This window comes from Paenibacillus sp. FSL P4-0184, assembly GCF_038004625.1.
In the GTDB taxonomy this organism is placed as follows: Bacteria; Bacillota; Bacilli; order Paenibacillales; family Paenibacillaceae; genus Paenibacillus_AQ.
Genome location: NZ_JBBORN010000001.1, coordinates 4,411,710 through 4,438,613 on the forward strand (window position 1 = coordinate 4,411,710; position 26,904 = coordinate 4,438,613).

The 26,904-nt window shown below is 42.6% G+C and carries 28 protein-coding genes; 22 read left to right on the top strand and 6 right to left on the bottom strand.

The features are described 5' to 3' along the window. Window positions 1–7 precede the first annotated feature (7 nt). Genes MKY52_RS19345 through MKY52_RS19370 form a run of 6 tightly spaced genes read left to right on the top strand, consistent with a single transcriptional unit; the run spans window position 8 to window position 6,513 of the window. Window positions 8–1,009: an ABC transporter ATP-binding protein gene (locus tag MKY52_RS19345; RefSeq protein WP_042189916.1), complete on the top strand. Its 1,002-nt coding sequence runs from the start codon at window positions 8–10 to the stop codon at window positions 1,007–1,009. Next, window positions 1,006–1,998: an ABC transporter ATP-binding protein gene (locus MKY52_RS19350; protein WP_341052860.1), complete on the top strand. Its 993-nt coding sequence runs from the start codon at window positions 1,006–1,008 to the stop codon at window positions 1,996–1,998. The genes MKY52_RS19345 and MKY52_RS19350 overlap by 4 nt, the downstream gene beginning before the upstream one ends. A 41-nt stretch (window positions 1,999–2,039) precedes the next feature. Further along, complete coding sequence (locus tag MKY52_RS19355; RefSeq protein WP_341052862.1) at window positions 2,040–3,494, top strand: M17 family metallopeptidase; 1,455 nt, start codon at window positions 2,040–2,042, stop codon at window positions 3,492–3,494. A gap of 24 nt (window positions 3,495–3,518) precedes the next feature. Beyond that, complete coding sequence (locus tag MKY52_RS19360; RefSeq protein WP_341052864.1) at window positions 3,519–4,211, top strand: copper homeostasis protein CutC; 693 nt, start codon at window positions 3,519–3,521, stop codon at window positions 4,209–4,211. A gap of 27 nt (window positions 4,212–4,238) precedes the next feature. After that, a complete protein-coding gene (locus MKY52_RS19365) occupies window positions 4,239–5,189 on the top strand; it encodes an ROK family protein (RefSeq protein WP_341052865.1) in 951 nt (316 codons plus the stop codon). A 49-nt stretch (window positions 5,190–5,238) separates the two neighbouring features. After that, complete coding sequence (locus tag MKY52_RS19370; RefSeq protein WP_076286578.1) at window positions 5,239–6,513, top strand: alpha-L-fucosidase; 1,275 nt, start codon at window positions 5,239–5,241, stop codon at window positions 6,511–6,513. A gap of 404 nt (window positions 6,514–6,917) precedes the next feature. Here MKY52_RS19370 and MKY52_RS19375 read toward each other — a convergent pair whose 3' ends face one another. Beyond that, window positions 6,918–7,913, bottom strand: coding sequence for an HAAS signaling domain-containing protein (locus MKY52_RS19375; protein WP_341052867.1), 996 nt, complete (start codon window positions 7,911–7,913; stop codon window positions 6,918–6,920). After that, the gene (locus MKY52_RS19380; RefSeq protein ID WP_341052869.1) at window positions 7,900–8,247 is read right to left on the bottom strand and encodes a PadR family transcriptional regulator; all 348 of its coding nucleotides are present in this window, start codon (window positions 8,245–8,247) and stop codon (window positions 7,900–7,902) included. The genes MKY52_RS19375 and MKY52_RS19380 overlap by 14 nt, the downstream gene beginning before the upstream one ends. A 529-nt stretch (window positions 8,248–8,776) precedes the next feature. Here MKY52_RS19380 and MKY52_RS19385 point away from each other — a divergent pair. The 4 genes from MKY52_RS19385 (at window position 8,777) to MKY52_RS19400 (ending at window position 12,813) form a co-directional block, all read left to right on the top strand. Continuing rightward, window positions 8,777–9,244 carry a MarR family winged helix-turn-helix transcriptional regulator gene (locus tag MKY52_RS19385; RefSeq protein WP_341052870.1) on the top strand — a complete coding sequence of 156 codons (468 nt, stop codon included), beginning with the start codon at window positions 8,777–8,779 and terminating at the stop codon, window positions 9,242–9,244. Between the two features lie 96 nt (window positions 9,245–9,340). After that, window positions 9,341–10,312 carry a ring-cleaving dioxygenase gene (locus MKY52_RS19390; protein ID WP_341052871.1) on the top strand — a complete coding sequence of 324 codons (972 nt, stop codon included), beginning with the start codon at window positions 9,341–9,343 and terminating at the stop codon, window positions 10,310–10,312. A gap of 32 nt (window positions 10,313–10,344) precedes the next feature. Next, the gene (locus MKY52_RS19395; RefSeq protein ID WP_341052872.1) at window positions 10,345–11,406 is read left to right on the top strand and encodes an LLM class flavin-dependent oxidoreductase; all 1,062 of its coding nucleotides are present in this window, start codon (window positions 10,345–10,347) and stop codon (window positions 11,404–11,406) included. Between the two features lie 312 nt (window positions 11,407–11,718). Next, window positions 11,719–12,813 carry a winged helix DNA-binding domain-containing protein gene (locus MKY52_RS19400; RefSeq protein ID WP_341052874.1) on the top strand — a complete coding sequence of 365 codons (1,095 nt, stop codon included), beginning with the start codon at window positions 11,719–11,721 and terminating at the stop codon, window positions 12,811–12,813. A 210-nt stretch (window positions 12,814–13,023) separates the two neighbouring features. On the opposite strand, the gene baiCD is transcribed toward MKY52_RS19400, so the two are convergent. Beyond that, entirely contained in the window at window positions 13,024–14,949 is a 1,926-nt protein-coding gene (gene baiCD / locus MKY52_RS19405; protein WP_341052875.1) for a bile acid Fe-S flavoenzyme BaiCD, read from the bottom strand. A 176-nt stretch (window positions 14,950–15,125) separates the two neighbouring features. Between baiCD and MKY52_RS19410 the strand changes: the two genes are divergently transcribed. Then, window positions 15,126–15,659 (top strand): PadR family transcriptional regulator, encoded by a 534-nt coding sequence (locus tag MKY52_RS19410; RefSeq protein ID WP_341052876.1) that lies wholly within the window; start codon window positions 15,126–15,128, stop codon window positions 15,657–15,659. A gap of 58 nt (window positions 15,660–15,717) precedes the next feature. After that, on the top strand, window positions 15,718–16,248 hold the full coding sequence (locus MKY52_RS19415) for a hypothetical protein (protein ID WP_341052877.1): 531 nt from the start codon (window positions 15,718–15,720) through the stop codon (window positions 16,246–16,248). A gap of 105 nt (window positions 16,249–16,353) precedes the next feature. On the opposite strand, the gene MKY52_RS19420 is transcribed toward MKY52_RS19415, so the two are convergent. Both MKY52_RS19420 and MKY52_RS19425 read right to left on the bottom strand, forming a co-directional pair. Next, window positions 16,354–17,619 carry an alkaline phosphatase gene (locus MKY52_RS19420; RefSeq protein WP_341052878.1) on the bottom strand — a complete coding sequence of 422 codons (1,266 nt, stop codon included), beginning with the start codon at window positions 17,617–17,619 and terminating at the stop codon, window positions 16,354–16,356. A gap of 128 nt (window positions 17,620–17,747) precedes the next feature. Then, window positions 17,748–18,221, bottom strand: a complete 474-nt coding sequence (locus MKY52_RS19425; RefSeq protein ID WP_341052879.1) for a methyltransferase family protein — start codon at window positions 18,219–18,221, stop codon at window positions 17,748–17,750. Between the two features lie 242 nt (window positions 18,222–18,463). Between MKY52_RS19425 and MKY52_RS19430 the strand changes: the two genes are divergently transcribed. Then, window positions 18,464–18,997, top strand: coding sequence for a peptidase M56 (locus MKY52_RS19430; protein WP_341052881.1), 534 nt, complete (start codon window positions 18,464–18,466; stop codon window positions 18,995–18,997). Here the strand turns inward: MKY52_RS19430 and MKY52_RS19435 are convergent. After that, window positions 18,967–19,515: a MepB family protein gene (locus MKY52_RS19435; RefSeq protein ID WP_341052882.1), complete on the bottom strand. Its 549-nt coding sequence runs from the start codon at window positions 19,513–19,515 to the stop codon at window positions 18,967–18,969. The genes MKY52_RS19430 and MKY52_RS19435 overlap by 31 nt on opposite strands. A 119-nt stretch (window positions 19,516–19,634) precedes the next feature. Here MKY52_RS19435 and MKY52_RS19440 point away from each other — a divergent pair, with 119 nt between their 5' ends. The 9 genes from MKY52_RS19440 (at window position 19,635) to MKY52_RS19475 (ending at window position 26,883) form a co-directional block, all read left to right on the top strand. After that, window positions 19,635–20,516 carry a phosphotransferase family protein gene (locus tag MKY52_RS19440; RefSeq protein ID WP_341052883.1) on the top strand — a complete coding sequence of 294 codons (882 nt, stop codon included), beginning with the start codon at window positions 19,635–19,637 and terminating at the stop codon, window positions 20,514–20,516. Between the two features lie 131 nt (window positions 20,517–20,647). Next, the gene (locus MKY52_RS30380; RefSeq protein WP_197071231.1) at window positions 20,648–20,845 is read left to right on the top strand and encodes a cysteine-rich CWC family protein; all 198 of its coding nucleotides are present in this window, start codon (window positions 20,648–20,650) and stop codon (window positions 20,843–20,845) included. Between the two features lie 87 nt (window positions 20,846–20,932). Next, complete coding sequence (locus MKY52_RS19445) at window positions 20,933–21,499, top strand: 5' nucleotidase, NT5C type (RefSeq protein WP_341052885.1); 567 nt, start codon at window positions 20,933–20,935, stop codon at window positions 21,497–21,499. 156 nt (window positions 21,500–21,655) lie between these two features. After that, window positions 21,656–21,982, top strand: coding sequence for a PadR family transcriptional regulator (locus MKY52_RS19450; RefSeq protein WP_042189881.1), 327 nt, complete (start codon window positions 21,656–21,658; stop codon window positions 21,980–21,982). 6 nt (window positions 21,983–21,988) lie between these two features. After that, entirely contained in the window at window positions 21,989–22,762 is a 774-nt protein-coding gene (locus tag MKY52_RS19455) for a permease prefix domain 1-containing protein (RefSeq protein ID WP_341052887.1), read from the top strand. Window positions 22,763–22,780: 18 nt separating this feature from the next. Next, the gene (locus MKY52_RS19460; protein ID WP_341052888.1) at window positions 22,781–22,942 is read left to right on the top strand and encodes a hypothetical protein; all 162 of its coding nucleotides are present in this window, start codon (window positions 22,781–22,783) and stop codon (window positions 22,940–22,942) included. 152 nt (window positions 22,943–23,094) lie between these two features. Continuing rightward, entirely contained in the window at window positions 23,095–23,718 is a 624-nt protein-coding gene (locus MKY52_RS19465) for a TetR/AcrR family transcriptional regulator (RefSeq protein ID WP_339242482.1), read from the top strand. A gap of 45 nt (window positions 23,719–23,763) precedes the next feature. Then, on the top strand, window positions 23,764–26,103 hold the full coding sequence (locus MKY52_RS19470) for an ABC transporter permease (RefSeq protein ID WP_341052891.1): 2,340 nt from the start codon (window positions 23,764–23,766) through the stop codon (window positions 26,101–26,103). A 15-nt stretch (window positions 26,104–26,118) separates the two neighbouring features. Further along, the gene (locus MKY52_RS19475) at window positions 26,119–26,883 is read left to right on the top strand and encodes an ABC transporter ATP-binding protein (RefSeq protein ID WP_341052892.1); all 765 of its coding nucleotides are present in this window, start codon (window positions 26,119–26,121) and stop codon (window positions 26,881–26,883) included. The last annotated feature ends 21 nt before the right edge of the window (window positions 26,884–26,904 follow it).

Consider the following 26,904-nt stretch of genomic DNA (forward strand, 5'->3'; position numbering starts at 1 on the left):
ACAAGACATGACTCAAAATTTGCTGGAAGTACAAGGGCTGAAAACGGAGTTTAAACGCGGCGATGGAAGTATAACGGCAGTTGCAGGTGTTGACTTTGTGATTAAGAAAGGTGAAGTGCTGGGTCTAGTTGGAGAATCCGGCTGTGGCAAAAGCGTTACCTCACTGTCGATTATGCGGCTCCTTAAGGATACGCCAGGCAGAATTTCTGGCGGATCTGTTCGTTTCGAGGGAACGGATCTGACAAAGGTTACGGACAAAGAGATGCGCCAGATACGGGGAAATGAAATGGCGATGATTTTTCAGGAGCCGATGACTTCGCTTAATCCTGTGCTGAAGATTGGTTTGCAATTGATGGAGCCGATAATGTTGCATTTGGGTTATGGTCGGAAGAAGGCTCGTGAACATGCCATTCATATGTTGCGGTTAGTTGGTATACCACGTGCGGAAGACTTGGTGGATGAATATCCGCATCAGCTCTCTGGCGGTATGAGGCAGCGTGTCATGATTGCGATGGCGATGTCTTGCCACCCGAAACTGCTGATTGCAGATGAACCAACAACGGCGCTTGATGTAACGATTCAAGCTCAAATCCTAGATCTAATGAAGCACCTGAAAGAAGAACAGGATATGGGAATGCTGCTCATTACCCATGACCTTGGTGTAGTAGCAGAACTATGCGACCGTGTAGTCGTTATGTATGCTGGTCGTGTAGTGGAGGAAGCTTCCGTTCATGAGCTATTTGCAAGACCGCAGCATCCATATACGAAGGGATTAATTCAATCCGTTCCTAAGCTGCGTCAAAACGTACGTCGCTTGGATTCCATTAAAGGGAATGTACCTGATCTATCACAAATGCCAGCAGGTTGTAAGTTTGCGCCACGCTGCGATTATGTCACAGAGCGTTGTCTCTCGCAGGAGCCAGAGTTACTCCCGATTGAGGGACTAGAGCGAAAGAGTCGTTGTTGGCTTACACAGCAGGAGAACACGGAAGGAGGGGAACGTTTGTGAAGGAGACTCCACTCATTGAAGTTAAAAGTCTGAAAAAGTTGTTTTCGGTGAAGAAGGGCTTTTTCGGAACTACTAGATATTTGCACGCAGTTGATGGGATCTCATTCGCTATACGTAAAGGAGAAACGTTCAGCCTTGTGGGTGAAAGTGGCTGTGGTAAATCTACTACGGGTAGATTAGTGACTCGCTTGCTGGAGCCGAATGACGGTGAAGTGTGGTTTAAGGGTCAAAATATTAGCCATATCTCAGACAATCAAATGCGGCCTATTCGTAAAGATATACAGATGGTGTTCCAAGACCCCTATGCTTCGCTTAATCCACGGTTGAAGGTGAAGGATCTTGTGGCTGAACCTCTGCTCATTCATACAAAGCTCTCGTCCAAAGAACGGGATAAACTAGCATGCGAGTTACTAGAGACAGTGGGATTGAATAGTATCCACGCCGAGCGCTACGCTTTTGAGTTCAGCGGTGGACAGCGACAACGGATTGGAATCGCCAGGGCGTTGTCTGTTCGCCCAAGCTTAATCGTGGCAGATGAGCCTGTGTCAGCACTGGATGTTTCAATTCAGTCACAAGTGCTAAATCTGTTGCAGGATCTGCAGGAAGAGTATGGCCTGACATATTTATTCATTTCACACGATCTAAGTGTTGTTGAGCATATTAGTGATCGAATCGGAGTTATGTATCTTGGTTCGCTCGTAGAGACGGCGGATAAGGATACCTTGTATGATCGTCCAATGCATCCATACACACAAGCACTTCTATCTTCTGTACCTGTACCCGATCCTACCTTAAAGAAGGAGCGCATTATTCTGAAGGGAGATCTTCCAAGTCCGGTTGATCCACCGTCGGGATGCCGTTTTCATACAAGATGTCCTTCCTGTATGGAAATCTGTAAGCAGCATGTTCCGATATTCCGAGAAGTCGAACCAGGTCATGAGGTTGCGTGTCATTTATTTGATGAAGAAATGCTGAAATTAGAGCGGTAACTGAAATTGTGAGATAACTTTACGGAAAAGAAGGGACAGCGATGAATATCTTATTCGATTCCGCTAATGTGGCGGATACTATTGTCTATTTAGCTTATGACGAGGAGTCTTTTCCTTTTAAGCTGGGAGCGCCCCACAAACAGTGCAGCAGTGTGACTTGGTTACATGCTCGCACTGAGGAAGAGTCTGATGTGTTAGCGGTAGGAATGGGAAAGCGCAAGGATATTACGCTTGAGAGGATTCGCCGAGCGGGTGGAGCTGCTGCTCGTGCAATTCTGAAGGAAGGACGCAGTAGTGCTACGCTTGTTCGCTTAGCATCCGAGGCTATAAATAGGAATAAGGATATTACTGCTGCTGATGAATTACAAGCTTGGATGGAAGGTTGGATTCTCGGCTTGTACCGTTTCCAAACTTATCGGGGAACTACCAAGGTGGAAGGCTCTGTTGATTTACAACTTCAATCGATAGATTGGCCTGAGCTGTCATCGATTGAATTGGAAGCTGTACGGGTTTCTGCACAGATACGCGCTGAAGGAGCCGTAGTTGCTCGCGATCTTGTGAATGAGGTACCTGGGACACTGAACCCTGATCGTTTTGCGGAATGGATGGCAGAATTTTTCGACCGTGATGATGATGCTTTGAAAGTCCATATCTATCGAGGACAGGAGCTTGTGGAACTTCAGATGAATGGGTTGCTCGCAGTTGGAGCGGGGAGTAAGCACGCTCCAGCCCTAGTTGAAATTCGTTACAAGAGTAACCCTGAATTACCGATGTTAGCACTGGTAGGTAAAGGTGTAACCTTTGACTTAGGTGGCATGAATGTGAAGACGGCTAGCGATATCAGCGATGCACGCATGGATATGGGGGGTGCAGCTGCTGTAATTGGGGCTATGGATATTTTGATACGGAAGCGTGCCAATGTAAATGTGACCGCACTTATTCCAGTCGTTGATAATGTGCCAGATGCTGAGGCGATGTTACCTTCGTCTGTTATCCGCTACCCTAACGGGGTAACTGTTCAGGTTGCGAATACGGATGGCGAGGGTCGACTTATCATAGCGGATGCGCTTATTCATGCCGCGAATATCGGAGCAAACCAAGCTGTTGATATCGCTACCCTAACTGGAAATGTCGGTGCGGCGCTCGGATTAGGCATCGCGGGCATATGGGGCGATGCAGATATAACGCAGAGCCTGGTTGAGATCGGGGAGCGCAATGGAGAACGACTGTGGCCCATGCCGTTAATGGATGAATATGAAGCAGATCTCCGGAGTAATTACGCTGATCTCCGCAATGTTAGTACTTCCCCCTTTGCAGGTGCGATTACAGCAGCCCTATTTATTCGGCGCTTTGTAGCAGAATCGATGAGCTGGGTTCATATTGATATGGCTGGGACAGTACAGTACAAACAGGATGTAGGGTACTCAGAAGCTGGAGCGACGGGATATGGTGCACGCCTGCTCGCCGATTATGTCATGAAGCAAGTGCATCATTAACAACTGGAAGAGTGGGTGAAAGTTATGAGATTGGAAATCATCGCTACTTGTATGGATGATGCTCTAACGGCTGAGGCGAATGGCGCAGATCGTCTTGAGCTCATTACTGCCATTACGGAAGGTGGATTAACACCAGGAATAGGGTTGGTGGAGCAGGTAGCCAAATCGGTTAGCATTCCTGTCTTTGTTATGGTCCGTCCGCACAGTCGATCATTCAACTATTCCAAGGATGATATTTTGACCATGGCTGCAGAGATCAGGCAGATTGCAGCCAGTGGTGCTTCGGGAGTTGTTCTTGGCGCATTAACACCGGAAAAAAAGATCGATGAGCATGCGCTTGAAATATTATTGCCGTTGACAGATAGCTTACAAGTAACCTTCCATCGTGCTTTTGACGAGCTGGAGGACCAAATTGCAGGTTATCGGACGCTTTGTAATTACCCGCAAATCACTCGTATACTTACCTCTGCTGGACCAGGTCCGGCACCTGAAGCCATTCCCGCTATGCGTAGGCTAGTAGAGGAATCAAGAGGTAGTTCGATAAGTATATTGGCTGGAAGTGGTTTGAAGCCAGAAGGTATTACATCGTTTATTCAACAGACGGGAGTCACAGAAGTACATTTTGGATCGGCTGTTCGTCATGGCAAAGATGCTTTGTCGCCAATCGATCCAGTAGCCCTGCGGGCGTTAGCTAAGAATATTCATTCGAACGGCTAATAATAGATAGTGAAAAGGTGAATGGTTATGCATAAGGCTGAGAGCTATGTAGTAGGAATTGATTTAGGCGGAACAAAAATTGCCGCAGCATTATTCGATTCAAAGGGTACCGTGTTGAATCGGGAATTAATGGAGACAGCTGGCGCGCACACCGCTGAAGAGGTGGTGCAGCGAATGATCGGAATGATCCGCTCTGTATCCGAAGGGCGACCGCTGATTGGAGTTGGACTGGCTTCTCCTGGAGCTGTGAATAGCCAGGATGGAATCGTAATTCACGGTACCAATCTTCCTGAATGGGATAATGTTCCACTGAAACATTGGATGGAGTCAGAACTTGGCATAGAAGTGAAAGTGGTAAACGATGCGAACGCTGCGGCTTGGGGCGAGTATGTAAGAGGAGCTGGCAAAGGCTCGAACAACATGGTGTATGTTACCTTCAGCACAGGAATTGGAGCTGGAATTGTTATGGATGGTGAGCTACTGCTCGGAACGAACTCGTTTGCTGGAGAACTCGGTCATAATATTATTGACCCGAACGGAACGGAATGTAGCTGTGGAAGATATGGATGCTGGGAAGTATTTGCTTCGGGTACAGCAATTCGGGATATGGCACTGCGGAGTATGGAGAGCAGAACGTCGATGATTACAGAGCTGGCTAGTAGAAGTGGTGAAAAGATTAATTCTCGACACGTCTTCGAAGCGATGGCACTAAAAGATCCGGTGGCTGTCGAGGTGATTGAGCGAACGATTCATTATATGGCGATTGGATTAGCTAACGCGGTACATACGTTTAATCCTGATCGCATTGTAATTGGTGGAGGCGTAAGCAAAGCTGGTGAACTACTGTTTCCAGCGCTGAGAGAGAAAACAGAGGAACTTGTCATGAAGCCATATAAAGGAACTTATACTATTGAATCAGCAGGTCTGAGGGATGACGTAGGTCTTATAGGCGCTGCAGCATTATTTCATACCGTCTAGACTATCTGATCTATTTATCAAAGCTAGCGAAAACGGAGGGGCTGAAGAGATGGGTACAAGAGAAGAAAGAACGAGATGGTTCTTACAGGATAGATTCGGTATGTTCATTCATTGGGGATTATATTCCATTCCAGCACGAGGTGAGTGGATTCGTGGAAACGAGCGAATGAGTAGAGAGCATTATATGACGTATTTCGATGAATTTGACGCATCTCGATATGACCCGAAGAAGTGGGCCAGCGCAGCAAAAGCAGCGGGGCAGAAGTATGCGGTTCTTACGACCAAACACCACGACGGATTCTGCTTGTTTGATAGCAAGCTAACAGATTTTAAAGCGACTAACACGCCTGCTGGACGTGATCTCGTTCGAGAATATGTAGACGCTTTCCGGGCGGAAGGTATTGCTGTAGGTCTGTATTACTCTATTATTGATTGGCATCATGATGACTACCCTGGATATGGTGATAAAGCGCATCCGGATCGGGATAACGAAGCGGCTAAAGACAAGCCCATTGATTTTGATCGATACTTGGAGTATATGCATGGACAAGTGAAGGAACTGTTGACGAATTACGGCAAAATCGACATCATGTGGTTTGACTTCTCCTACGACAATATGACCGGAGAGAAATGGAAAGCAACGGAGCTAATCCGTATGATTCGCTCTATCCAGCCGGATATTATTATCGACAATCGTTTGGGTGGGAATATCCGCGCGGCCGAGCCAGAAGAATATGCTGGAGATTTCTTTTCTCCAGAGCAGATCATTCCTCCCGGTGGCATTGTTGACGTGAATGGTCAATCCATTCCATGGGAAGCATGCATTACGCTTAATGATAACTGGGGTTACCATTCCGAAGATAAAAATTATAAATCAACCCAGCAGGTCATTCGCTCAATGGTCGAATGTATCAGCAAGAATGGCAACCTCCTCCTTAATGTTGGACCAGATGCTAAGGGTGAAATGACAAGGGAATCACTGGTTATCCTTGACGAAGTTGGGGAGTGGATGCGCCTTAATGGCGATAGTATTTATGGATGCGGGAAGTCTTCGCTGCCTAAGCCAGAGTGGGGACGTTATACGCAAAAGGGCAACAAGTTGTATGCACACGTCTACGACCGTGGAATTGGCCCGATCTATTTCCAAGGCCTGAAAGGTAAGATTAAAAAGGCTAGATTACTACGTGATGGTACCGAGCTAAAGGTGGAGGTGCCGTGGATGGCTGAGGAATATTCGGATGTTGACGGTGGAGCGTTTATTACATTAAAAGGGGCTAAGCTTCCCGACGAGATGGATACGGTTATTGAGCTTGAGCTTCTTTAATTAAACCAGATAGAGTGTCCCATAAGTCATGAATGGCTGCTGGGGCACTCTATTGTTTTTTGATTGATTCCTATAATAATTACGACATATACAAAGTACCTATCGGGCACAGATAACTCTAATCGAAGTATTATTGCATTTTGGGGATGTTAACGGACCGTATAGACACTATTGGTATGAAAAACACCATTTATGAACCTCTTTCAAGGGAATAGCTGCACTGGAGTCCGAAACTCTGTTTGAAAGGCTGGAAATTCGCAAATAACGTCCTCTGGGTCCGTAACACTTAGAGGGTGCTGACTGACACTGTGAAAGCTGTTGAAGCTGTTGAAGCAGGCAGCCAACGAATCAGAATACAAAGCGGCGATTCTCCAAATAACAGGAGAATCGCCGTTCTGTGCATACTAAAGGCGAGCCTTGCGGAAGCCTTCATATATATTGAGGACCGCAATTAAAATCAAGACCGCTATTCCTCCACCTACTAGCCCCGTTTCAAACTGGTTAGCTGTAGTGGTTAATAAATTAGACATGTAGTTAATGAATTCTTGGTTAAATACATTCGGATTTATAAGGATAATAGCGAATACAATAAGCACAATGAGCTCGAGGGCCGTATTACATAATGCTAATTCTCTAGTCCATTGTCTCTTGATTAATTTATATATAGTTAATGCGACTTCTAATCCGATCACAATAAGAATAATAGGCCAATAATCAAGTAACACATGCTGATTAAAAGCTGGGGCTACGAAGTTAAGTGCGCCTTCACCGCCTCTATAGACTCTGATCAGGTGTTCAGCATTAAAATAAACAGTAGCCCAAATGGCAGTCCACAGTAAACTTCCGAACACTTCGAAGCTTGTAATTGCTTTTTTCTTATGGACAAGCGCGATATCCTTCAAATCATCAGGAGTCCATTTCCTTAATTTTGTAGTAAGTGGATGACCTTCTTTTCCTTTATCCGCACGTTCGATAATAGCGAACACAACAGTTATCCAAAAAAAGACTTGGATTCCTACTTCAAGGAAGGTTCCAATTCCTGTACTTAAAACAGTAGTAACAATATCCGCAACTGTTTTATCGCCGTTATAGCCAATCAAGTAATCAGCAACCAGAGCGATTAAAGAAACAACTACAGCGATGGGTATAATCATTTTTAATAACGTAACATATAAATCGAAATAGCGTGGGCCGATGAGATACATGGGCTGATCGCGGTACTCACTAGCTAAAATAGCTGGATTGCCCAATTTTGTAAGGACTGCTTTTACCTCTTTTTCGTCATAATCATCCGGTAACATATCCTCGATGGTTGATCGTAATTCGAGAGCGATATCCTCCCGATTTTGTTCCGGTAACCTCCGAGTCACTTCGTGAATGTAAATCTCAATCAGATTCATGGTCATCCTCCCCTTGTAATAGGCCGTAGAGTTCTTTCGAATTCTTAAGCCATTCTTCCTTTAGCTGTAAAAAAATTTCTACGCCATAGTCACTTAGAACATAATACTTACGGGGTCTGCTCTCGGATGTGTCCCAGCTGCTAGTCACTAATTCCTGTTTCTCTAATCGGCGAAGTAATGGATATAGGGTGCTTTGATCGATGGTGATGCTGGATTCCTCCAACAATTGAACAAGCGAATATCCATACTGGGGTGTTCGTAATTGACTTAAAACGGCTAGCGTTAACGTACCTCTTCTAAGCTCTGTGATTAAAGAATTTAATAAAGTACTCATTCACCCACCTCATTATTTAAAATATAAGGATTTATAATCTCTTATAAATTGTTCTTATATTTTTGGTTTAAACGCTTGCTGTCCTTGAGAGGACGTCGAAGCCGTTTATACTTACTATGTGTCATACAGTATTCGATCTATACTATGCATCATACACTATTGTTGTTCTAACATCAATTGAATAAAATAATCTTCTAAGAAATAAATAAGAAAATTTTTCTGTTTTGTGAAGCAATTTGATTAAAAGGAGGTTGTGAAATGATTCCATTTTTTAGTGACATCCCGAATGCTTCTACATGGGAGGTAGTTAAACCGGTTCATAGCGGTTGGTCAAAGGGAAGTTACTAATATGCTGAGCCGAGCGGAGAGTGTTCTGGAGTGGTATGATGATTTTCAAACCTATAATCCGAAGTGGTATTTGGCAAGCGTGTAGGATTTCTACTGAGCTTGACTCTTCGTCAGTTTACTAGTATACTCATATTAACAAATCAAATAACACATAAAATAAACAAACGATGGACGTGACCAAATGAGAAACAATGGATTCACTGAAGAGAACCAATTAAGCTTATTGATCTGGTTGCGGCTGGTTAGGGTATATGAGAATAGTAACGATCTTTCCAATGAATTCTTGAAGCAATTTAACTTAACAGTTAATCAATTCGATACCTTGGTACAAATATTATTACATCAGCCTGTAACACAGATGGAAATTGCCGAGCATCTAACCATTACTAAAGGTGGGGTATCCCATATGCTTGGCAGATTAGAGAAAGAAGGATGGATTGAACGCAAACAGGATTGGAAAGTGAAGTACATTACTTTAACGGAAAAGGGCCAAACACTTATTGAGAAGGTACTGCCCTTGCAATCGGATTTCCAAGCCTCGTTATTCGATCCACTGACAGATGAGGAGAAGAAAGTGTTTTACAGCATGCTTAAAAAGATTCATCGCCATAGCCAAGATGAGAATCGACTCCCGCGAGGTGTTCAGTAGTATCGCAAAAGCTTTATTGATAATAAAGCTTACTTTTTTCCTCATCAGTATACTAGTAAACTTAAATTCGACAAAACTCATTAGGAGGTTTTTAAAATGAAACAACAACCCATAAACGGACAACATCATGTGTCTATGCTTACTAAGGACGCTAAACAAAACTTATGGTTTTATACAGAGGTACTGGGACTGAGACTTGTAAAGAAAACGGTCAATCAAGATGATCCATCCATGTACCATCTATTTTATGGAAATCGTAATGGTGCTCCTGGAACCGAAGTATCTTTCTTTGAAATGCCAAATGCAGGTCAGACCCGCAAAGGGACGAACAGTATTAGCTCTTTCTCCCTTCTTGTTCCTAGCGATGAAGCCTTGTCATATTGGGCTAGTCGATTAGATTCTTTTGAAGTTCCTCATGAAGCGATTGTAAGTATCGGGGAACGTAAGTCGCTTACATTTTATGATAGAGATGAATTGACGGTCCATTTAGTATCGGCTGAAAAAGATAACGGTATCGAGCTAGTTGAACCGTGGATTACAGAAGACATCCCTCCAAAGTATGCCATCGTTGGGTTAGGACCCGTTGAATTGACTGTACGTGAAGCTGGCCGCACAAAGGCGGTTTTGGAAGATATTTTGGGCTATACACAAGGTCGGACAGTACCCTCCATGGGGGATTCGAAAGTGATGGTAGATATATATGAAACGGGGAAGGGTGGTTTATACACCGAGCTCCACGTCAAAGAAGTAAATGATAAAGATCGGGAGAGACCAGGTAAAGGGAGCATCCATCATGTGGCTATAAGAGTGAAGGATATCGAAGAACTAACCGAATGGGCCGCCAAGATCACTGCTGCAGGCTTTAAAAATACAGGGGTCATTGATCGTTATTACTTCCATTCCTTGTATTTCCGGGATCCGAACCATATTCTTTTTGAGCTTGCTACAGATGGCCCGGGATTTGAGATTGATGAAACTTTTGACGCGCTAGGAGAGAATTTAACCTTACCTTCATTTCTGGAAGAACGTCGTGAAGAGATTGAATCGAAGCTTCATCCTATCCGCTAAACCTAATACAACTTTGAAAAGAGGACATAATCATGATGGAACAATATAGAATCGATGAGAAAAAAGGGTTGGAGCTAGGTTTATACACGTTAGGTGATCACACCACAGACGCCTTAACAGGAAAAGCAATTAGTGAACGACAACGGATTCAAGAGATCGTAGCTGCTGCCAAATTAGCTGAGGATGCTGGATTAGATGTATTTGGAGTAGGCGAGAGTCATCAACCGAAATTCATTACCTCAGCTGCTTCGGTTGTCCTTGGAGCCATTGCAAATGCAACCGAACGTATAAAGCTTGTCAGTTCAGCAACTGTGCTAAGTACAGCAGATCCTGTACGTGTATATGAGGACTTTTCAACATTGGATTTGTTATCAGGCGGTAGAGCAGAGATTGTTGCTGGACGTGGATCGCGTCTCGGGGCCTATGAACTTTTTGGTTATGACGTAAGAGATTATGAAGAATTGTTCGAAGAGAAAATTGAATTGCTCATGAAAATAAATGAGTCCGATCGCATAACGTGGGAAGGGAAATTCCGCCCTGCATTAAATGATATGGAAATCTTCCCTAAGCCCTTAAATGGAAAGTTGCCAATTTGGCGAGCGGTTGGGGGACCTCCAGCAAGTGCAATTAAGGCGGGAAGAATGGGGATCCCGATGATGCTGACCACCCTTGGTGGACCGTCATCTGCCTTTAAAGGTTCTGTAGACGCGTATCGTATGGTTGCTGCAGAGTCAGGGTTTAATCCAGCAGAACTTCCCATCAGTACAACTTCTTTAATGTATATTGATCCGGATTCACAAAAAGCATTTCGCGATTATTATCCATATATCAACCACTTGATGAAAGAACTTCGTGGGTCATACTATCCGAAAGAACAATTTGGGGAAGCGATGAGTGTGAGAAATGCACTGCTCGTGGGAAGCCCGCAACAAATTGTGGAGAAGATCCTCTATCAACATGAGATGTATGGCCATAATCGTTTTCTAGCTCAGATTGATGTCGGTGGGTTACCTTATGCTCAAGTGGAACAAATTATTGACCTGTTCGCATCTGAAGTAGCACCAGCCGTAAGACGTGCTACAGCTAAGAAATAAGAAAGAGGGGATAGTATGAAGATCATTGGGATTTCAGGATCCATTGTTGGATCGAAGACTAGAATTGCTGTACAGCAAGCACTTAACAACATCATCTAATGTACGAAGTGCAACAGAAACCTTTTTTTGAGGTCTGTATATGACTTTCTATTGCACATTATGCAATGGAATGGAGCTCATATTCTAATTTAATCTCGTATTTCAATAGAATCAATAGTAATATCGACATAGACATGAGCAAGGACGTAACCATTTTGTTAAATAACTGGAAGTATATAATTTGAGGATTCATTTCTGAAAAGGGGGAGTAGTGTGACGAATAACCTTATTGCAAATAGTAGGTTGTATAATCAAATGATTGCAGGCTCTTTACATCACACACCAGAGCAGGTCGTGAAAAAAATGGGGGCTATGCAAGCGCAAGACTATATGCAGGCGGTTTGGGCCATCGGACTACGTTCTCCTGCTACGAAATTAGCTGATATAGAGCGTGCAATCGCTGGGCGTAAGATTATTCTTACTTGGACGCTGCGAGGTACGCTTCATTTCGTCCCAGCAGAAGATGTAAAATGGATGCTACAGCTCTCTGCACCGCGTTTAGCATCACAAACGAAGCGGCGAATGGCTGAGCTTGGACTTGATGATCAGACACTGGAGCGATGTAGAGAAATTATTGTGGATGCTCTAAAGGGCGGGAAGCAGATGGATCGTTCGGTCCTACTTCAGCTAATAGAAGAGGAAGGCATCCACACGGGGAATCAACGCGGTTATCACATGCTCTGGAATAGTGCCTATCAAGGACTGATTTGTTTTGGTCCGATGAATGGTAAACAGCAAACGATTGTATTGTTAGAGGAATGGGTGCCAGATTGCCGAGAGCTATCTTACGAACAATCGTTGCAAGAACTCGCGTTGCGGTATTTTACAGCCCGTGGATTGGCGACCGTTCAGGACTTCGCTTGGTGGGCAGGCATAACTCTTACTGATGCAAGACATGGGCTGGAGTGTGTGACCAATGAACTTCAATCGGCGGATATAAATGGCAGCGAGCATTGGATGTCTAGCCATCGAGTAGTTTCAGCGGATGAAGAGTCAGGTATCTATTTACTTCCGGGTTTCGATGAGTACATTCTTGGTTATAAAGACCGGAGTGCTGTACTTGAACCTGAGACGGCTCCTTTGATTGTGCCTGGGAATAATGGTGTTTTCCTTCCGATGATTGTTGTTGGTGGCCAAGTTATAGGTACATGGAAACGTTCGATTAAGAAAAAAGGAATTGAGATAGTCATTCATCCATTTAGAGTGCTTGGAAATGCTGAAGAAGCTGTGTTTAAAGCTGCTGAAAGATATGCTGCTTTTATCGGGCTGCCGATACTCAATTTTAGCGTGTCTTCTACATTGACATGAAAATGAAAATATCGTTCAGGGGTGAAGATCATGTTCATGAATGAGGACGAGTTAAGGTGCTTTATTGAAGACGAATACATATGGAACAGGTGCAGGCACTAACGCACTTATTAGCCCCTGAAAGTTGATTTTTCAGATAGTTCTGATAAGAACGTAACCCGGCAGGTGCGACCTGCCGGGTTTATTCATAAATCTAATTGACTATATGAACTAGATTCGTCTAGCTAATTCTGCACCCTCCCAAATAGCATTAAGCGCTCTGCGAGCTTGCACTGCATCCCCAATTACATGATAAGGAATGGAGCTTTCCTCCAAGAAGTTCTGAAGGGATTGCTTGTTTAGGGCACGTGATCCTACTGCGATTACTACATAATCGGCTGGCAGGCTGAAAAGCTCCCCATCTTTTTCAACCATCACGCTATTCTTTTGGATCGTCATGCACTTGCTGTTGGTCATTAATTTAACATTGTGGCCATATAAGCTTTCCATTACACAGATCTTACGAAGGATACCCAGATCATTTGCTACATCGGCTTGCATTTCTACAACAGTGATTTGATTTCCGCGTTCGACCAGGAGCTCAGCGACCTCGAGACCGACCAAACCCCCTCCAATAATAACAACTCGACCTTCAGGATGAGCTGTTCCCCATAATACATCATGTGAATTTACAACATGACTACTCAGAACACCTTCTACTGGAGGAATAATCGGGGCTGATCCGATTGCAAGAATGACTTCATCCGGACTGATTTCTTGAATAAGCTCTGGAGTAACCTCCGTATTCATTCGGATTTCTACACCTTCACGTTTAGCGGTCTCTCCCATATTCAGAGCAGCCGCGGCCATTTCTTCTTTACGCGGTGCGGCACCAGCGATATAAAGCTGTCCGCCTAGAATGTCATTCTTTTCGCATAAAATTGGAGAATGCCCACGACGTTTCAGTGTGATTGCTGCTTCTAATCCGGCTGGCCCACCACCGGCTATAAGTACTTTTTTTGGTGTGCTCGCTCGCTGTAATTCATATTCACTTTCTCTTCCGGTAGCAGGATTAAATAAACAGCTGATGAAAGGCACCTTCGGATTTACGAATCCATCGAAGCAGCCTTGATCACAACCCACACATTTAACAATGGTGTCCGCACGTCCAGCTAATGCTTTGTTACAGAATTCAGGATCTGCCAATTGAGCGCGGCCAATAGCTACGAAATCAGCCAGCCCTTCGGCAATAATTCGATTAGCAATAGCTGGATCGTTAATACGACCTACAGCTATAACTGGAATGTTAACCACGGATTTAATTTGTGCTGCATTATCTACATTGAAGCCCACAGGTAGATCGATAGGTGGTACTTCATATTTGATAGCTGCGCCTGCTGGAACTCCGCGCGATACATTAATCGCATCAATACCAGCATCCTCAGCGAGCTTCGAGAAGAGCTTCATATCTTCCAGGGTAAGTCCGCCGGGAAGATCCTCGATAGCAGAGATTCTCATCAAGATAGGGAACCTAGGTCCAACGGCTTCTCGAATGGCACGGATACAAGCGAGCGGAAAGCGACAACGATTCTCCCAGGAACCGCCGTACTCATCCTGACGGAAGTTCATCGCTGGGCTTAGAAATTGTTGTGGCAAATAACCATGACCAGCATGGAATTCTACACTGTCAAATCCAGCTTTTTTCGCACGTGAAGCAGCATCTGCGTAAGCTTGAACCATCTCACTAACTTCGTGATTCTTCAGCTCTCGGGGGATATGTGTTACACCCTCGAAAGGGACAGGGGAGGAGGAGACTTGAATCAGGTTGGGAGTTACTTTCCCTCCATGCCATAACTGAAGACAGCTTTTGCCGCCTGCATCACGAATAGCATGAGCCAATTGGCTCATACCAGGAATGAATTTATCATCAAAAATGGCTGGAGCATCCTCAGAAGCAGCCGTTGGGTGAACGGTTGTTACTTCAACTGTATTTAAGCCGTTACCTCCTTTTGCGCGTGCTACATGGTAATCAATCAAGCGCTCGCTGACATACCCACCCGGAGCATTCATTTTTGTTCCCATGGCAGGCAAAATGACCCGGTTCTTAAGCTCCATATTTCCTATCGTACCTTTGCTGAACAAATGTGCGAATTCCATGCTATAACTTCCTCTCTATATATAGGTTAAAAATAACTAGGTTATTTTAACCTATAATATCGAACGGAACGATAAAAGTATGTGCATTAAATCACGAAGTATTTGGCACAAATGCAGTCCTTGAGGTAAGATAAGAAAATGACCGGAAATGAAGTCCGGTAGTTCGGAGGATGAATATGGATATTGAAGTCTTGATTCTGGCTCAATTAATGAAAGGGTCAAAACATGGTTATGAGATTAAAAAAAATATCATTTTCGTAATGAGTAACGATAAAATCGTTAATAATAATTCGCTGTATCCGAAGCTGAAATTGTTTGAAAAGCGAGGTTGGGTGATTAAAAAAACGGAAATGCAGGAAAACCGGCCTAAACGGTATGTGTATTCCATCACAGCCGAGGGTGAGGAGCGGTTTCATATCTGCTTGAACGAATTTTCACTGGAGACTATTCGTATTGATAATGAATGGTCTATTCGTCTTGCTTATTATGAGCTACTGGATCAGGAGGCCCGCCGAAGATTACTTGATTACAGAGAAACTTACATGAAAGAGAAGCTGGAACATTTACAACAGTTATCCCTAGTGGTTGGGAACGGTAAAGATTTGGATTACTCTGAAGAGCTATATTTTTATACCCGAAGTATGGTATTACATGAGCTAGAGTTAATCCATGAGCTTTCCCATAAACTGGACGCCTTGGATATGCATTGATCCGTATCTCGCTGTCGATCATCATTGTAACTGAAATTAATCAAGAAGGGGGTTTTCCTTGAGAAAAGTATACTTATTAACCCTTGGTCTTGTACTCCTGTTTATTTTTTCAGCCTGCGATCAAGAACAGGCAAGTGATTCTGTAATTAAGGAAGTAACGGTTACATCCAAGGGGAGAGTCATTCAATCTGTCTTAAAGCCACTTGAAAGGAACACTAATTCAGAAGAAGTTAATGTATCTTTCCAAAGCCTTATGGCTGAACCGGATGTTTCAATTCCCTATGTGAAGCTTGGAGAAATCATAGAAATCAAATTTAGCAATACAGCCCCAAACAGCTACAAATTGACAGATTATATTTTGAAAGATAATGGTACTTTAAAGTATAAAAAAGAAACAGCAGAGCCGGTAAATGTTGAATGGGCGGATAAGACAGCTACTTTTAAGCTCGATTCGAATATGGCGGCTTTTCTTAGTTCAGATAGTAAGGATTATGAATCAGGGGCAACTATACGGGGATTTCGACTGACAGGCGAGTGGCTAGACCAGACTAAGGAAATCACGTTTGTTATTCGAACAGATGCTAAGTAGGTATGGAGATCATCATAGTGTATAAGGGAGAACCCGGGATTGCGATTCATCAATCAAAAAGACTAACCAGAAAGTCTGGCTAGTCTTTTATGTTGTTCGATCTTTTTATTTCACTTTAATACCCATGGCTTGCGCAACCTTAGTGAATACTTCGGTATTTTCGTATACTCCTGTAAACAACTGAGCGTTTTTGCCCATGGCCGTAATTGGAATATCCACTGCTGTATGACCTGAAGTTGTCCAGTCTACAACGAAATTCTGTTTGGAGTTAGCGATGGCAAACGGACCATCTTCTTTGGAAATGCCGTCACCTGATTCATCTTCAGCGTCTACGGCTTCAATAGAGAATCCACCTGTTTCATGGTCGGCGAGAACTAGGACAAGGGTATCCGGATTCTTTTTAGCGAAATCTTTGGCAATCTGTACGGACTTATCTAACTCTTGCCCCGCTTTAATCGTCATCTTGGCATTGTTTTGGTGTGCAAATTCGTCAGTACCCTCTTCTTCAACCATCAGGAAAAATCCTTTTTTATTTGCTGCAAGCGTGTCTATCGCTTTCTTCGTCATTTCAGGGAGGGATACAACCGGGTTGTAGATATCTCCTTCACCCTCTGGCTTTTGCTGGAACATTTCCTCATTTGCAAATAACCCGAGAAGCTTGCCGCTTTTCGCCTTTTGCATATCGGTTTTGTTCGTTACGTAGGAGTATCCAAGCTGTTTAGCTTTGTCTACAAGGTTCCCTTGCGTTCCTTTGCTCTTCTCTGAAGGATCTTCAGCTGGCTCATCTGCGAACTTACCTGGATTCCCAGCAGGATACCAGAAGTCTTCGCCTCCACCGAGAAGAACGTCAACTTTGCTCTTGGTCAGAAGCTGCAGAGCGATATCACTTTGTTTGGAGCGATCTTCAACATGAGCACCGAAGGCAGCGCCTGTAGCATCAGTAATTTGGCTGGTAGTTACAACGCCTGTAGATTTCCCTGCTGATTTTGCATATTCCATAATGGTTTGTACGGACTTTTTATCTGCATTCATCCCAATGGCACCGTTATAAGTCTTGACTCCGCTGGCATAGGCTGTGGCTGAAGCAGCTGAATCTGTAATAGGGACAGTGGAGCTTGTATGAATTAGTCCAGCATATGGCATAGAATCCATCGCTAGATTTCCTTTTTCACCTACTGTAGCTAGGCGGATGGCATTGCGCTGGGCAGTACCCATTCCGTCACCGACAAACAGAATCACATTTCTTGTGTTTGATGAAGCTGCATTGGCCTGATTTGGTGCTTGTGTAGTGACTACGTTGGAAACGAAGAGAGCAGTTGCTGCAGTCGCTACAATTGCCGTCTTAACGCCGTACTTTTTCGGTGATTTCATAATTTCCCTCCTAATGTATGTTTACAACCTCATACTATAGTAATTACATTAAGAGAATGTTTTCGGATATTGTAAAAAATGTAAATTGTAGCGTGCTTGAAAGGATAGGATTTACAGCAGGTAAGATTTCAAAATAAAATATATCTAGGTGTATTATTACAATATTGAATATATTCATCTCCGAATACAGATTTTAAATGCTGCTCTTCCTGAAGTATAAGTAAATGAATGGCTACAATGTTAAGAAAGAATATAATTATTGTTAATGAATTTGGATACATAAGATACAATCCAAGAAACATGAGATCAAAACCGACAAATGCGGCATTTCTACTGAATTTATATATACCGTGCGTGATGAGTTTTGTTACAGTAGACTTATCAATCCCAACTCTCCACGAAGTACGCATGGCAATCATTGCTTGTATGAAAATGGAACATCCGAGGGCTACTACACCAACACCGATAAAGTGAATCGCCGGATGATTAAAATGTTCTCTTACTAGTGTAACTATGTATGACTCCGCTAAGGAAAACGTAAACCACGCTGCTCCCCACACAAAAGTAGTAGTCTTAACGAACAGCTCGGTATAATGGATCATAGATCGTTTATTTCCTTTAGCTAATACGTTTCCTTTAATGTGGTTCTTTTTGTAAAGTATAAGGAGCTTTAAAAGGTAAGAAATAAGGAATATGGAGAAAAGAATTAGGGATAGGATATTTTTTAGATTACTCAATGTAATTTCCCCCTCACTAATACATATGAATGATTGCTCATATGTTTGCTTATATCTTATTTCCTGATGCTGTGCATGTCAACTAAATATTGATTTAGGGGGATAATGTGAAAACGTCAACGTATAAAAGATGGTGGTTAGGGGTCCTGATTATTGCGGCTATTGCATTAGTAAGTACTGGAATCGGAATGCTGGTCAAGTCATCGGGGTTGTCAACATATATTTCAAAAGAGTATAAGGTCACTTTGAAGTATCCCTCCGAGTGGGTAGTGAATCCAGAATATGCTGAGAGGTATCAGGGGGATGACGGATTTTTTCAATTATCCGCTATTTCTGGAGAGGGGTTATCCATCGATGAAGTAGCAAACATGGATGCATTTCATCAACTGAAGCCTTATGGCTCCGATCCACAAATCATTGAACTGACACTAGAGGGGCTAAAAGCGGAAGAGAAAGCACGATTGATTGTGCCTTCTGCTGATCAGGAAGAGGAATGGAATCATCAGGCTGCTATTATTTTGAAATATCCAGAAGCGGTGAAAATAGGAGATTCTTTGTACAATTATTTTATTTTATGGGGGGCGGATATAAAACATGTGGAGGACATAGGTCAGACTGTTCGATTTACTGGAAAACCGTAAAGTGTTTGCACACGAAGAAAGTCTGCTGGCTTAATTACCGGTATTTCTAGGAAATATTCCAACTGCCATTTTTGTGTTTTTTGAGCTTGACGACTCGTGGGATTATCCCATGGCGGGTACACTCGTAGTGCTCTTTTGCCACCGTCACCTTTATTGGATAATATATCTTGTATACCTAGCACAGCTTTTGGAAATACAAATTGACCAAAGTGATTCTCGTTGCGCGTACTTATAACGAAGAGATCAGCAGGATCTGATATATCATAGGGTTGGATGGGGCCATCTCCAATTCTCTCCCATAACGTGACAAACTGCCCGATCTTTGTAGGTGTGATTTTTGCAACACGGAATCTAATGGATAGCGCGTTTAAATTAAAGATATACGCCCCATAATCAGCATTGTGTGGTTCATGAATGAGGTCAGAGCAATCAAGATTGCACGGGTTATATACAAGCTCTTGGGTAGCAAGCAGATCACTATGAATGATACCTGAAAAGCTATGATTCTTAAATTTCATCTGTTCAAATCTCCCGGTTGAGTTCCTTAGAAACTCCTAATGTTCTCAATCTTAATGCAAGAATAGGGAGTTCACAACCGTGAACAGAGCACCTTTCCCTTGAGACTGGAGGTAGTCGTATGAAATCCATACATAAATTAATTGAAATTTTTAAGCTGAGTGTTTTGAATATAGAGTCTGTTCCAGAGTCGTTTAGTTCTGAAGTGTATAAACTTACTCTTAATAATCTAGACAACGTATACGTGAAAATTCCATACAACAGGGATAAACTGGTTCGCGAATTTGATATGCTTGAAAGACTAAAGGGTGTTATACCTGTTCCAAAAGTATTGGATTTCTGGGACGGAGATAATAGGAGTGTCGGTGCATTGCTTCTCTCCGCTATAGATGGGGTGCCTTGTAGGAGTAACATTGATCAGAGTCTTGCGTTTAAAATCGGTAATTATCATGCCATGCTTCATGAAGTTACCATGCCAGCGTATGGATGTTATGGATCCGATGGTTTTCAGATGGTAGAGAACAATAGCTGGAGATTATACCTGAAAAATAATTTTGAAAAGTGGAAAGAACCTTGTAAGGAACTCCTTCATCCTGATTTATTTGAGAAATGTATTACTCACTTTGATAGCGTATATTCGGCGTTACCTGAACCTGATGGGCCTTGTGTTGTTCATATGGATTTTCGACCAGGCAATATATTAATAAAAGATAATGAAGTCGTTGGTATAATTGATTACGAGAGCGCTCGTGGTGGTTCCTCTGAAATTGATTTTACAAAAATAAACCGATATGTCTGGGAAGTGAACCCGCTAACACGGCTCCCGTATGTGCAAGGCTACGAATCGGTTCGTCCTTTACTTGATCTGGAAGCTATAATACCGTTTTATAGTTTTTATGATGCTTTTAGTGCGGTAGTTTGGTGTAAAACCAGAGGGATTGAGAACAATAAGGCATTTCTTCAGGAAAGTATAGAGGTATTGCAAAGATCTATGCTTTATTGAATAATCCTTTGCTTGGTAACGCTAGACTTAGAATGTTTAGAGGCGGTTATGAAGGAAGTATTTGAATTTCAAGGAAAAGAAAAGTAAATAAATAGAAGTGAAATGTTTAATCGTATGGGGGAGTAGAAGCTTTGGAAATAAAAAATAAACAAGTTGAACAACGGTATTGTCCTTTATGTAAAGAATTAAATCATTGTGGTGCTAATAGTGGTGATTGTTGGTGTTTTCATACGGAAATTCCTGCAGAACTACTAGAAAGGGTGCCTTTGGAACTGAGTGGTAAAGCCTGTATCTGTCAAAGATGCGTAGAGGCGTTTAAAAAACATTAAATTGAAATTTAACTAACTCAAGACGAAAACAGTAATTATATTGTGTATACTTAAATAGTAATATAAAAAAACATATGGGGGACACAGATGAGAAAGCCTATAATTGCAGTTGATATGGATGACACGATATGCCATCTAGTCAAACGAGCTATATACCATAACAACAATGATTTCCCCACTCATGTACTGAAGTACGAGGAAATGCTTGATTGGAATACGGATCATTTACGTCATCCAGATTGTACACAAGATGTATTCTATGGGCGGCCTGGTTTATATGAGGAGCTTGAATTATTCGACGAGCATGTTGTAGGTGAAATGGAGAAGCTGCACAATGCTTATGATGTTATTATTGTTACGGCGGCCCAGCCCAGTGCGGTTGTTGAAAAATGGAACTGGCTGCAGAAGCATATGCCGTTTATTCCCATCGAAAATTTCTTCCCATGCAAACGAAAGAATCTTATTAATTATGATCTTCTGATCGATGACGGGGTTCACAACTTGGTTCCTGCATTGCAGGACGGAAGGAAAGTACTTTGTATTCCGCATCCATGGAATTTGAGAGCCCGTGAACAATATGGATTTCCATTATTGACCTCCTGGGAAGGTGCGAAAGAGAAGATTGATCAGATTTTTGAAAATTCAAGAGACTAGCTGATTTGAGGAGAGTTGCTCACATAGAGCAACTCTCTTTTTTAATACTTTTTAGATTTTTTTGCCTATTTTTTTCGTAACTACTTCATCTGTCGTAGTAATTATGGTATACTGCAACTACTACGACAGATGAAGTAATCATAGGGGGTACCATTTTTGATCAGCAGTGATGTTATACGTGGTTACAATGATACGATGATCCTCTACATGCTGCTCGATGGGGAATCCTACGGGTACGAGATTTCTAAGAATATCAGGCAGCTGACTCAGGAGAAGTATGTCATGAAGGAGACAACGCTGTATTCCGCCTTTACCCGGCTGGAGAAGAACGGGTACATTGAATCCTTTTATCTGGATGAGAGTCTTGGCAAGCGGCGCACATATTACCGGATTACCCCGCTGGGTCTCGCCTATTACCGAGAAAAATGTGAGGAATGGAAGGTTACGCAGGAAGTTGTAAACCAATTTATCAAGGAGTGGTGATAGTGCATGGAGACGATCATAGTATATCTGGATAATATGTTTGCGGGTCTGCCGAAGACTCCGGAACTGGAGCATTTGAAGCAGGAGCTGCTGTCCGGGATGGAAGATAAGTACCTGGAGCTGAAGCGGGATGGCAAGTCTGAGAATGAGGCGATCGGTATCGTTATTTCGGAATTCGGCAATATTGAGGAGCTGACTGCTGAGCTAGGCATCCGTCCAGCCGGACAGGAGAAGACTGTGCCCATGCTTAGTGAAGAAGAGGTTTATGCTTATGCGGCTGCTAAACGTAGCTCTGGATTATGGACCGGTCTTGGTGTTTTTCTCTGCGCATGCGGGGTGGCGCTATTGATTACTCTTAGTACATTGTTTGAAAATAATGCTGATATGGCTGATAAAGGTTCGATGCTGGGGATGGTCGGAATGTTCGTGCTGGTCGCTGTGGCCGTTGGGATGTTCATTCATAGCGGCATGAAACTCGAGCGCTTCGAAAGTCTAGAGCAAGGCTTTCAGCTACCTTATGCGCTCAAAACGGCGCTTCAGCGCAGTCAAGCCCTTTATGCTCCGACTTATCGCCTTGCTTTGATTGTGGGCGTCTGTCTTTGTGTGCTGTCGCCAACCTTTATCTTCGCAACTTCGTATTTCAACGATGATTACGCTGCTTATGGAGTTTCTGCCTTTCTGGTGATTGCAGCAACTGCGGTGTTCTTGTTTGTCTATTACGGAAATATCCAAGAAACTTATAAGAAGCTACTGAATGAGCCACATATCGATGCAAAGTAGAAGGGAAAAGAACAATTTGTGAGGGCTGTGTTGTGGCCGTTGGCGACAGCGATTTTTCTGTTTACGGGCTTTGTCTATGGACGCTGGGACGTCAACTGGGCTGTGTTCCCAATTGCTGGCATCCTGTCCGGTATGTTCAGCAATGTGTATCATATTTTAAAGCGCAAAAAAGTCTCCTGATTATGCTGACTGCACATTAAGGTAACCTCATCCTTTGGAGGTTACCTTTTTTCTTTTGTCCAATTTGCTGGAACATCATTGACATGATGTATTAAATGTATTTAAATGGAATAGACCGACGGTCGGTCTATGAAAAGGAGGACTCAGCATAAATGAGAATTTCCAAAGAAGCGGAAGAACGCAGAAATGAAATATTAGATAAGGCAGAAATGCTTTTTTTTACGAAAGGTTATGCGAGAACTACAGTGAACGACATCTTGCAGGAGATCGGGATTGCCAAGGGCACGTTCTACTATTATTTCAAGTCGAAGGAGGAGGTTATGGAAGCAGTGGTCACACGATTCATCGATGCTGGAGTAGACGTTGCGAAGATCATTGCTGCTGATTCAAAGCTCTCCGTACATGAAAAGCTACTACAAATCATAATGGCACAGAAACCTGATTCGGAGAGAAAAGGTCACATGATTGAACAGTTTCATCAAGCTGAGAATGCACTAATCCATCAGAAAAGCTTGGCTGAAACTATTTTGAAGCTAACACCTGTGTTGACAGAGGTGATTGAGCAGGGAATCGAGGAGAGCTTGTTCCACTGTCCTTATCCTAAAGAAACGATGGAATTTCTGTTGGTTGCCTCACAATTTTTATTGGATGAAGGGATTTTCAAGTGGCAGCCGGAAGAGATCATTCTCAAAATTCAGAGCTTTATTTATATTATGGAGACTACGTTGGGAGCTGAAAAAGGAAGCTTTTCCTACGTAACGCAAATGTTTGAGTAAGGTCCGGGCAGGGAGGATGAATGAGACGTAGGGGAGAGATCGTCAATGCTGCTACAAATTGTGAAAAAAGATTTTCAAAGAAATAAAATCATAACGATCGTCTTATTTATTTTTATGATGTTATCGGCGTTGCTTGCTGCTTGTGCTTCTCAAGTCATTATGGAATTATCCGGTTCTTTAAGTGATTTGCTGGATAAATCAAAGGCTCCCCATTTTGTTCAAATGCATTCTGGTCCAATAGATAACGCAGATATTCAAAAATTCGCCTCTACAAATCCACTTGTTAAGAATCAACAAACAGTAGAAATGCTAAGGATAGATGGCTCGCAGATTGTCTTAGGTAACAGCAATAAGTCGGAAGAGAACAGCGTAATGGATATAGGTTTTGTTAAGCAGAACCCATCATTTGATTTGCTGCTGAACTTAGAGAATCAAGTGATTAGGGTAGCTGAAGGAGAAATCGCAGTTCCTATTTATTATATGAAGCAGAATGATCTGAACATTGGTGATCAGGTTACCCTTTCCAATGGACAGTTAGATCAAAAATTTATTGTTACGGATTTTGTTCGAGACATCCAAATGAATCCAGCTATTGTTAGCTCTAAGCGCTTTGTCGTAAATGACACGGATTATAATGTACTAAAGAAGAACCATGGAGAAGTTGAGTACTTAATTGAATTTCAAATCACCGATTTAAGTAGACTTAGCGAGTTCCGGAATATCTATCAATCCTCAGATATGCCCGCTAAAGGACCAATGATAGACTATCCTTTGTTTAAGACGCTGAATGCGCTGACAGATGGGATTATTGCAGTTGTCATTATTTTGGTAAGTATCCTTCTTATGATTATTGCCGTCCTATGTTTAAGGTTCACGATGATCGCGACTTTAGAGGAGGATTATAGAGAGATTGGCGTCATGAAAGCAATTGGGATCTCACAGCGAGATATTAGAAGGATCTATTTGGCAAAATATATGGTGATGGCAGCATGCGCTTCACTGCTAGGATATTTATTATCTTTGGGTGTGGTGCGATTGTTTACAGCGAATATCACATTGTATTTGGGGACTGCTCCGAAAACGATCCTTCAGCCTATTGTTCCAGTCTTAGCGGTCGGTTTGATCTTCGGGATGATTGTGTTCTTTTGCAGAGTTATTCTTAGAAGGTTTAATCGTATAACAGTAGTAGACGCTTTAAGGTCAGGGACTGTGGGAGAGTTGAAAGGCAATAAAAGTAGAGTAGTGCTGAGTAAGCGCAGGCATATAAATGTGAATCTTTTTCTTGGCCTAAAGGATGTTTATGGACGCTTCACCATGTTTGGATTGTTATTCTTCGTATTTGTGATCTGTCTGTTTATCATTCTTGTACCAGTAAATATATTGAATACCCTTCAGTCTCCTCGGTTTATTTCTTATATGGGTGTAGGTCAGAGTGACATGAGAATAGATTTGCAGCCATCTGATCAAATAGAGAAGCGATTTAATGAACTGATAACGACGCTAAATAAGGACTCCGAAATAGCTAAATTCTCACCATTAATTACTTCTCGATTTAAAGTGCTAGGCAGCGATGGCGTATGGGAGAACATCAATGTTGAAACAGGAGATTTCTCTTTTTTTCCGCTCACCTATATTAACGGAGGAATCCCTGAAAGTGGGGATGAGATTGCCCTTTCTGATCTGAATGCCAAGGAATGGAACAAAAGGGTAGGGGATAGCGTTCTTTTGGAGGTAGATGGCACTTCGAAAAAATTGACGGTTAGCGGGATCTACCAAGATATAACGAACGGTGGTCGAACTGCAAAAGCCCGATTACCTTATGACCCGAAGTCCGTGCTATGGTATATCGTAGCTTTAGATGTGAATCCGAATGTTTCCGTTCAGGAGAAAATGGATCAATATGCAAAGTTATTTTATCCAGCCAAAGTTACTCATCTAGAAAGCTATTTATCTCAGACGCTCGGGAATACGATTCGCCAATTAAAGCTGGTCACTGGCTTATCCATTGCTATCTCGATATCAATTTCAGTATTGATTACAGCTTTATTTCTAAAAATGCTGCTAGCGAAGGACGTCTCGCAAATTGCAATTTTGAGAAGCATTGGCTTTACGTTAGAAGATATTCGAAAGCAATATCAGGTAAGGCTACTACTGGTTTCTGGTCTTGGAATCATTCTCGGAACCTTTGCAGCTAATACCATCGGTCAAAAATTCACTCAATTACTCGGATCCTTTATGGGAGCATCCCAAATACAGTTTGTAGTTAATCCGGTAATAGCTTATCTTGTTCTCCCTCTTTTTTTCATGCTCATTGTAGCACTCACAACCGTAGTAAGCACGATATCGATGAAGAAATCCAATTTATCTAAACTGATTGTCGAATGAGGGTGAGGTGGTAGTATGTTCATATTAGAGACGAAGGGTTTAAATAAAACCTTTGTAACCGGGCAAGGAACCCCGCAGACGGTATTAAAAGATGTTCATCTACAGGTATCAAAGGGAGAATTCGTAGCTATAATGGGGCCTTCTGGCTCAGGGAAATCAACATTGCTCTATACGATCAGCGGCATGGACCGGATGACTTCAGGAAGTGTTGTTTTTAAAGGGCAGGACATCAGTGGTCTTTCTGAGAGTGAATTAGCTGAACTGCGTTTAAATCAAATGGGATTTATTTTTCAGCAGATGCATCTTTTAAAAAACCTGACTATTCGGGACAATATCATCTTATCCGCTTATCGAGCTAAAATCGTTAGTCGTAGAACCATCAATAACAGAGCCGCTGAGTTAATGAAAAAAACCGGAATCTCCGCACTCGCTGAGCGTGATATTACACAAGTGTCGGGTGGACAACTGCAAAGAGCAGCGATCTGCAGGTCAATCATCAATGAGCCTGATATTCTATTTGGTGATGAACCAACAGGTGCATTGAACTCTAAAGCTGCTAGTGAAATTATGGAGATATTAATAGATATTAATCAGACGGGTACAACGATTCTACTGGCTACACATGATGCGAAAGTCGCTGCTCAGGCAGAACGTGTCCTGTATATGCTGGATGGCAGCATAGCTTCTGAGCAATGGCTTGGCAAATTCAATCGCATAAATGAAGATTTAAAAGAGCGGGAAGAGAAGTTGTCGGCTTGGTTATTGAAGTTGGGATTCTGATTGATAGGAAAGGGATACATA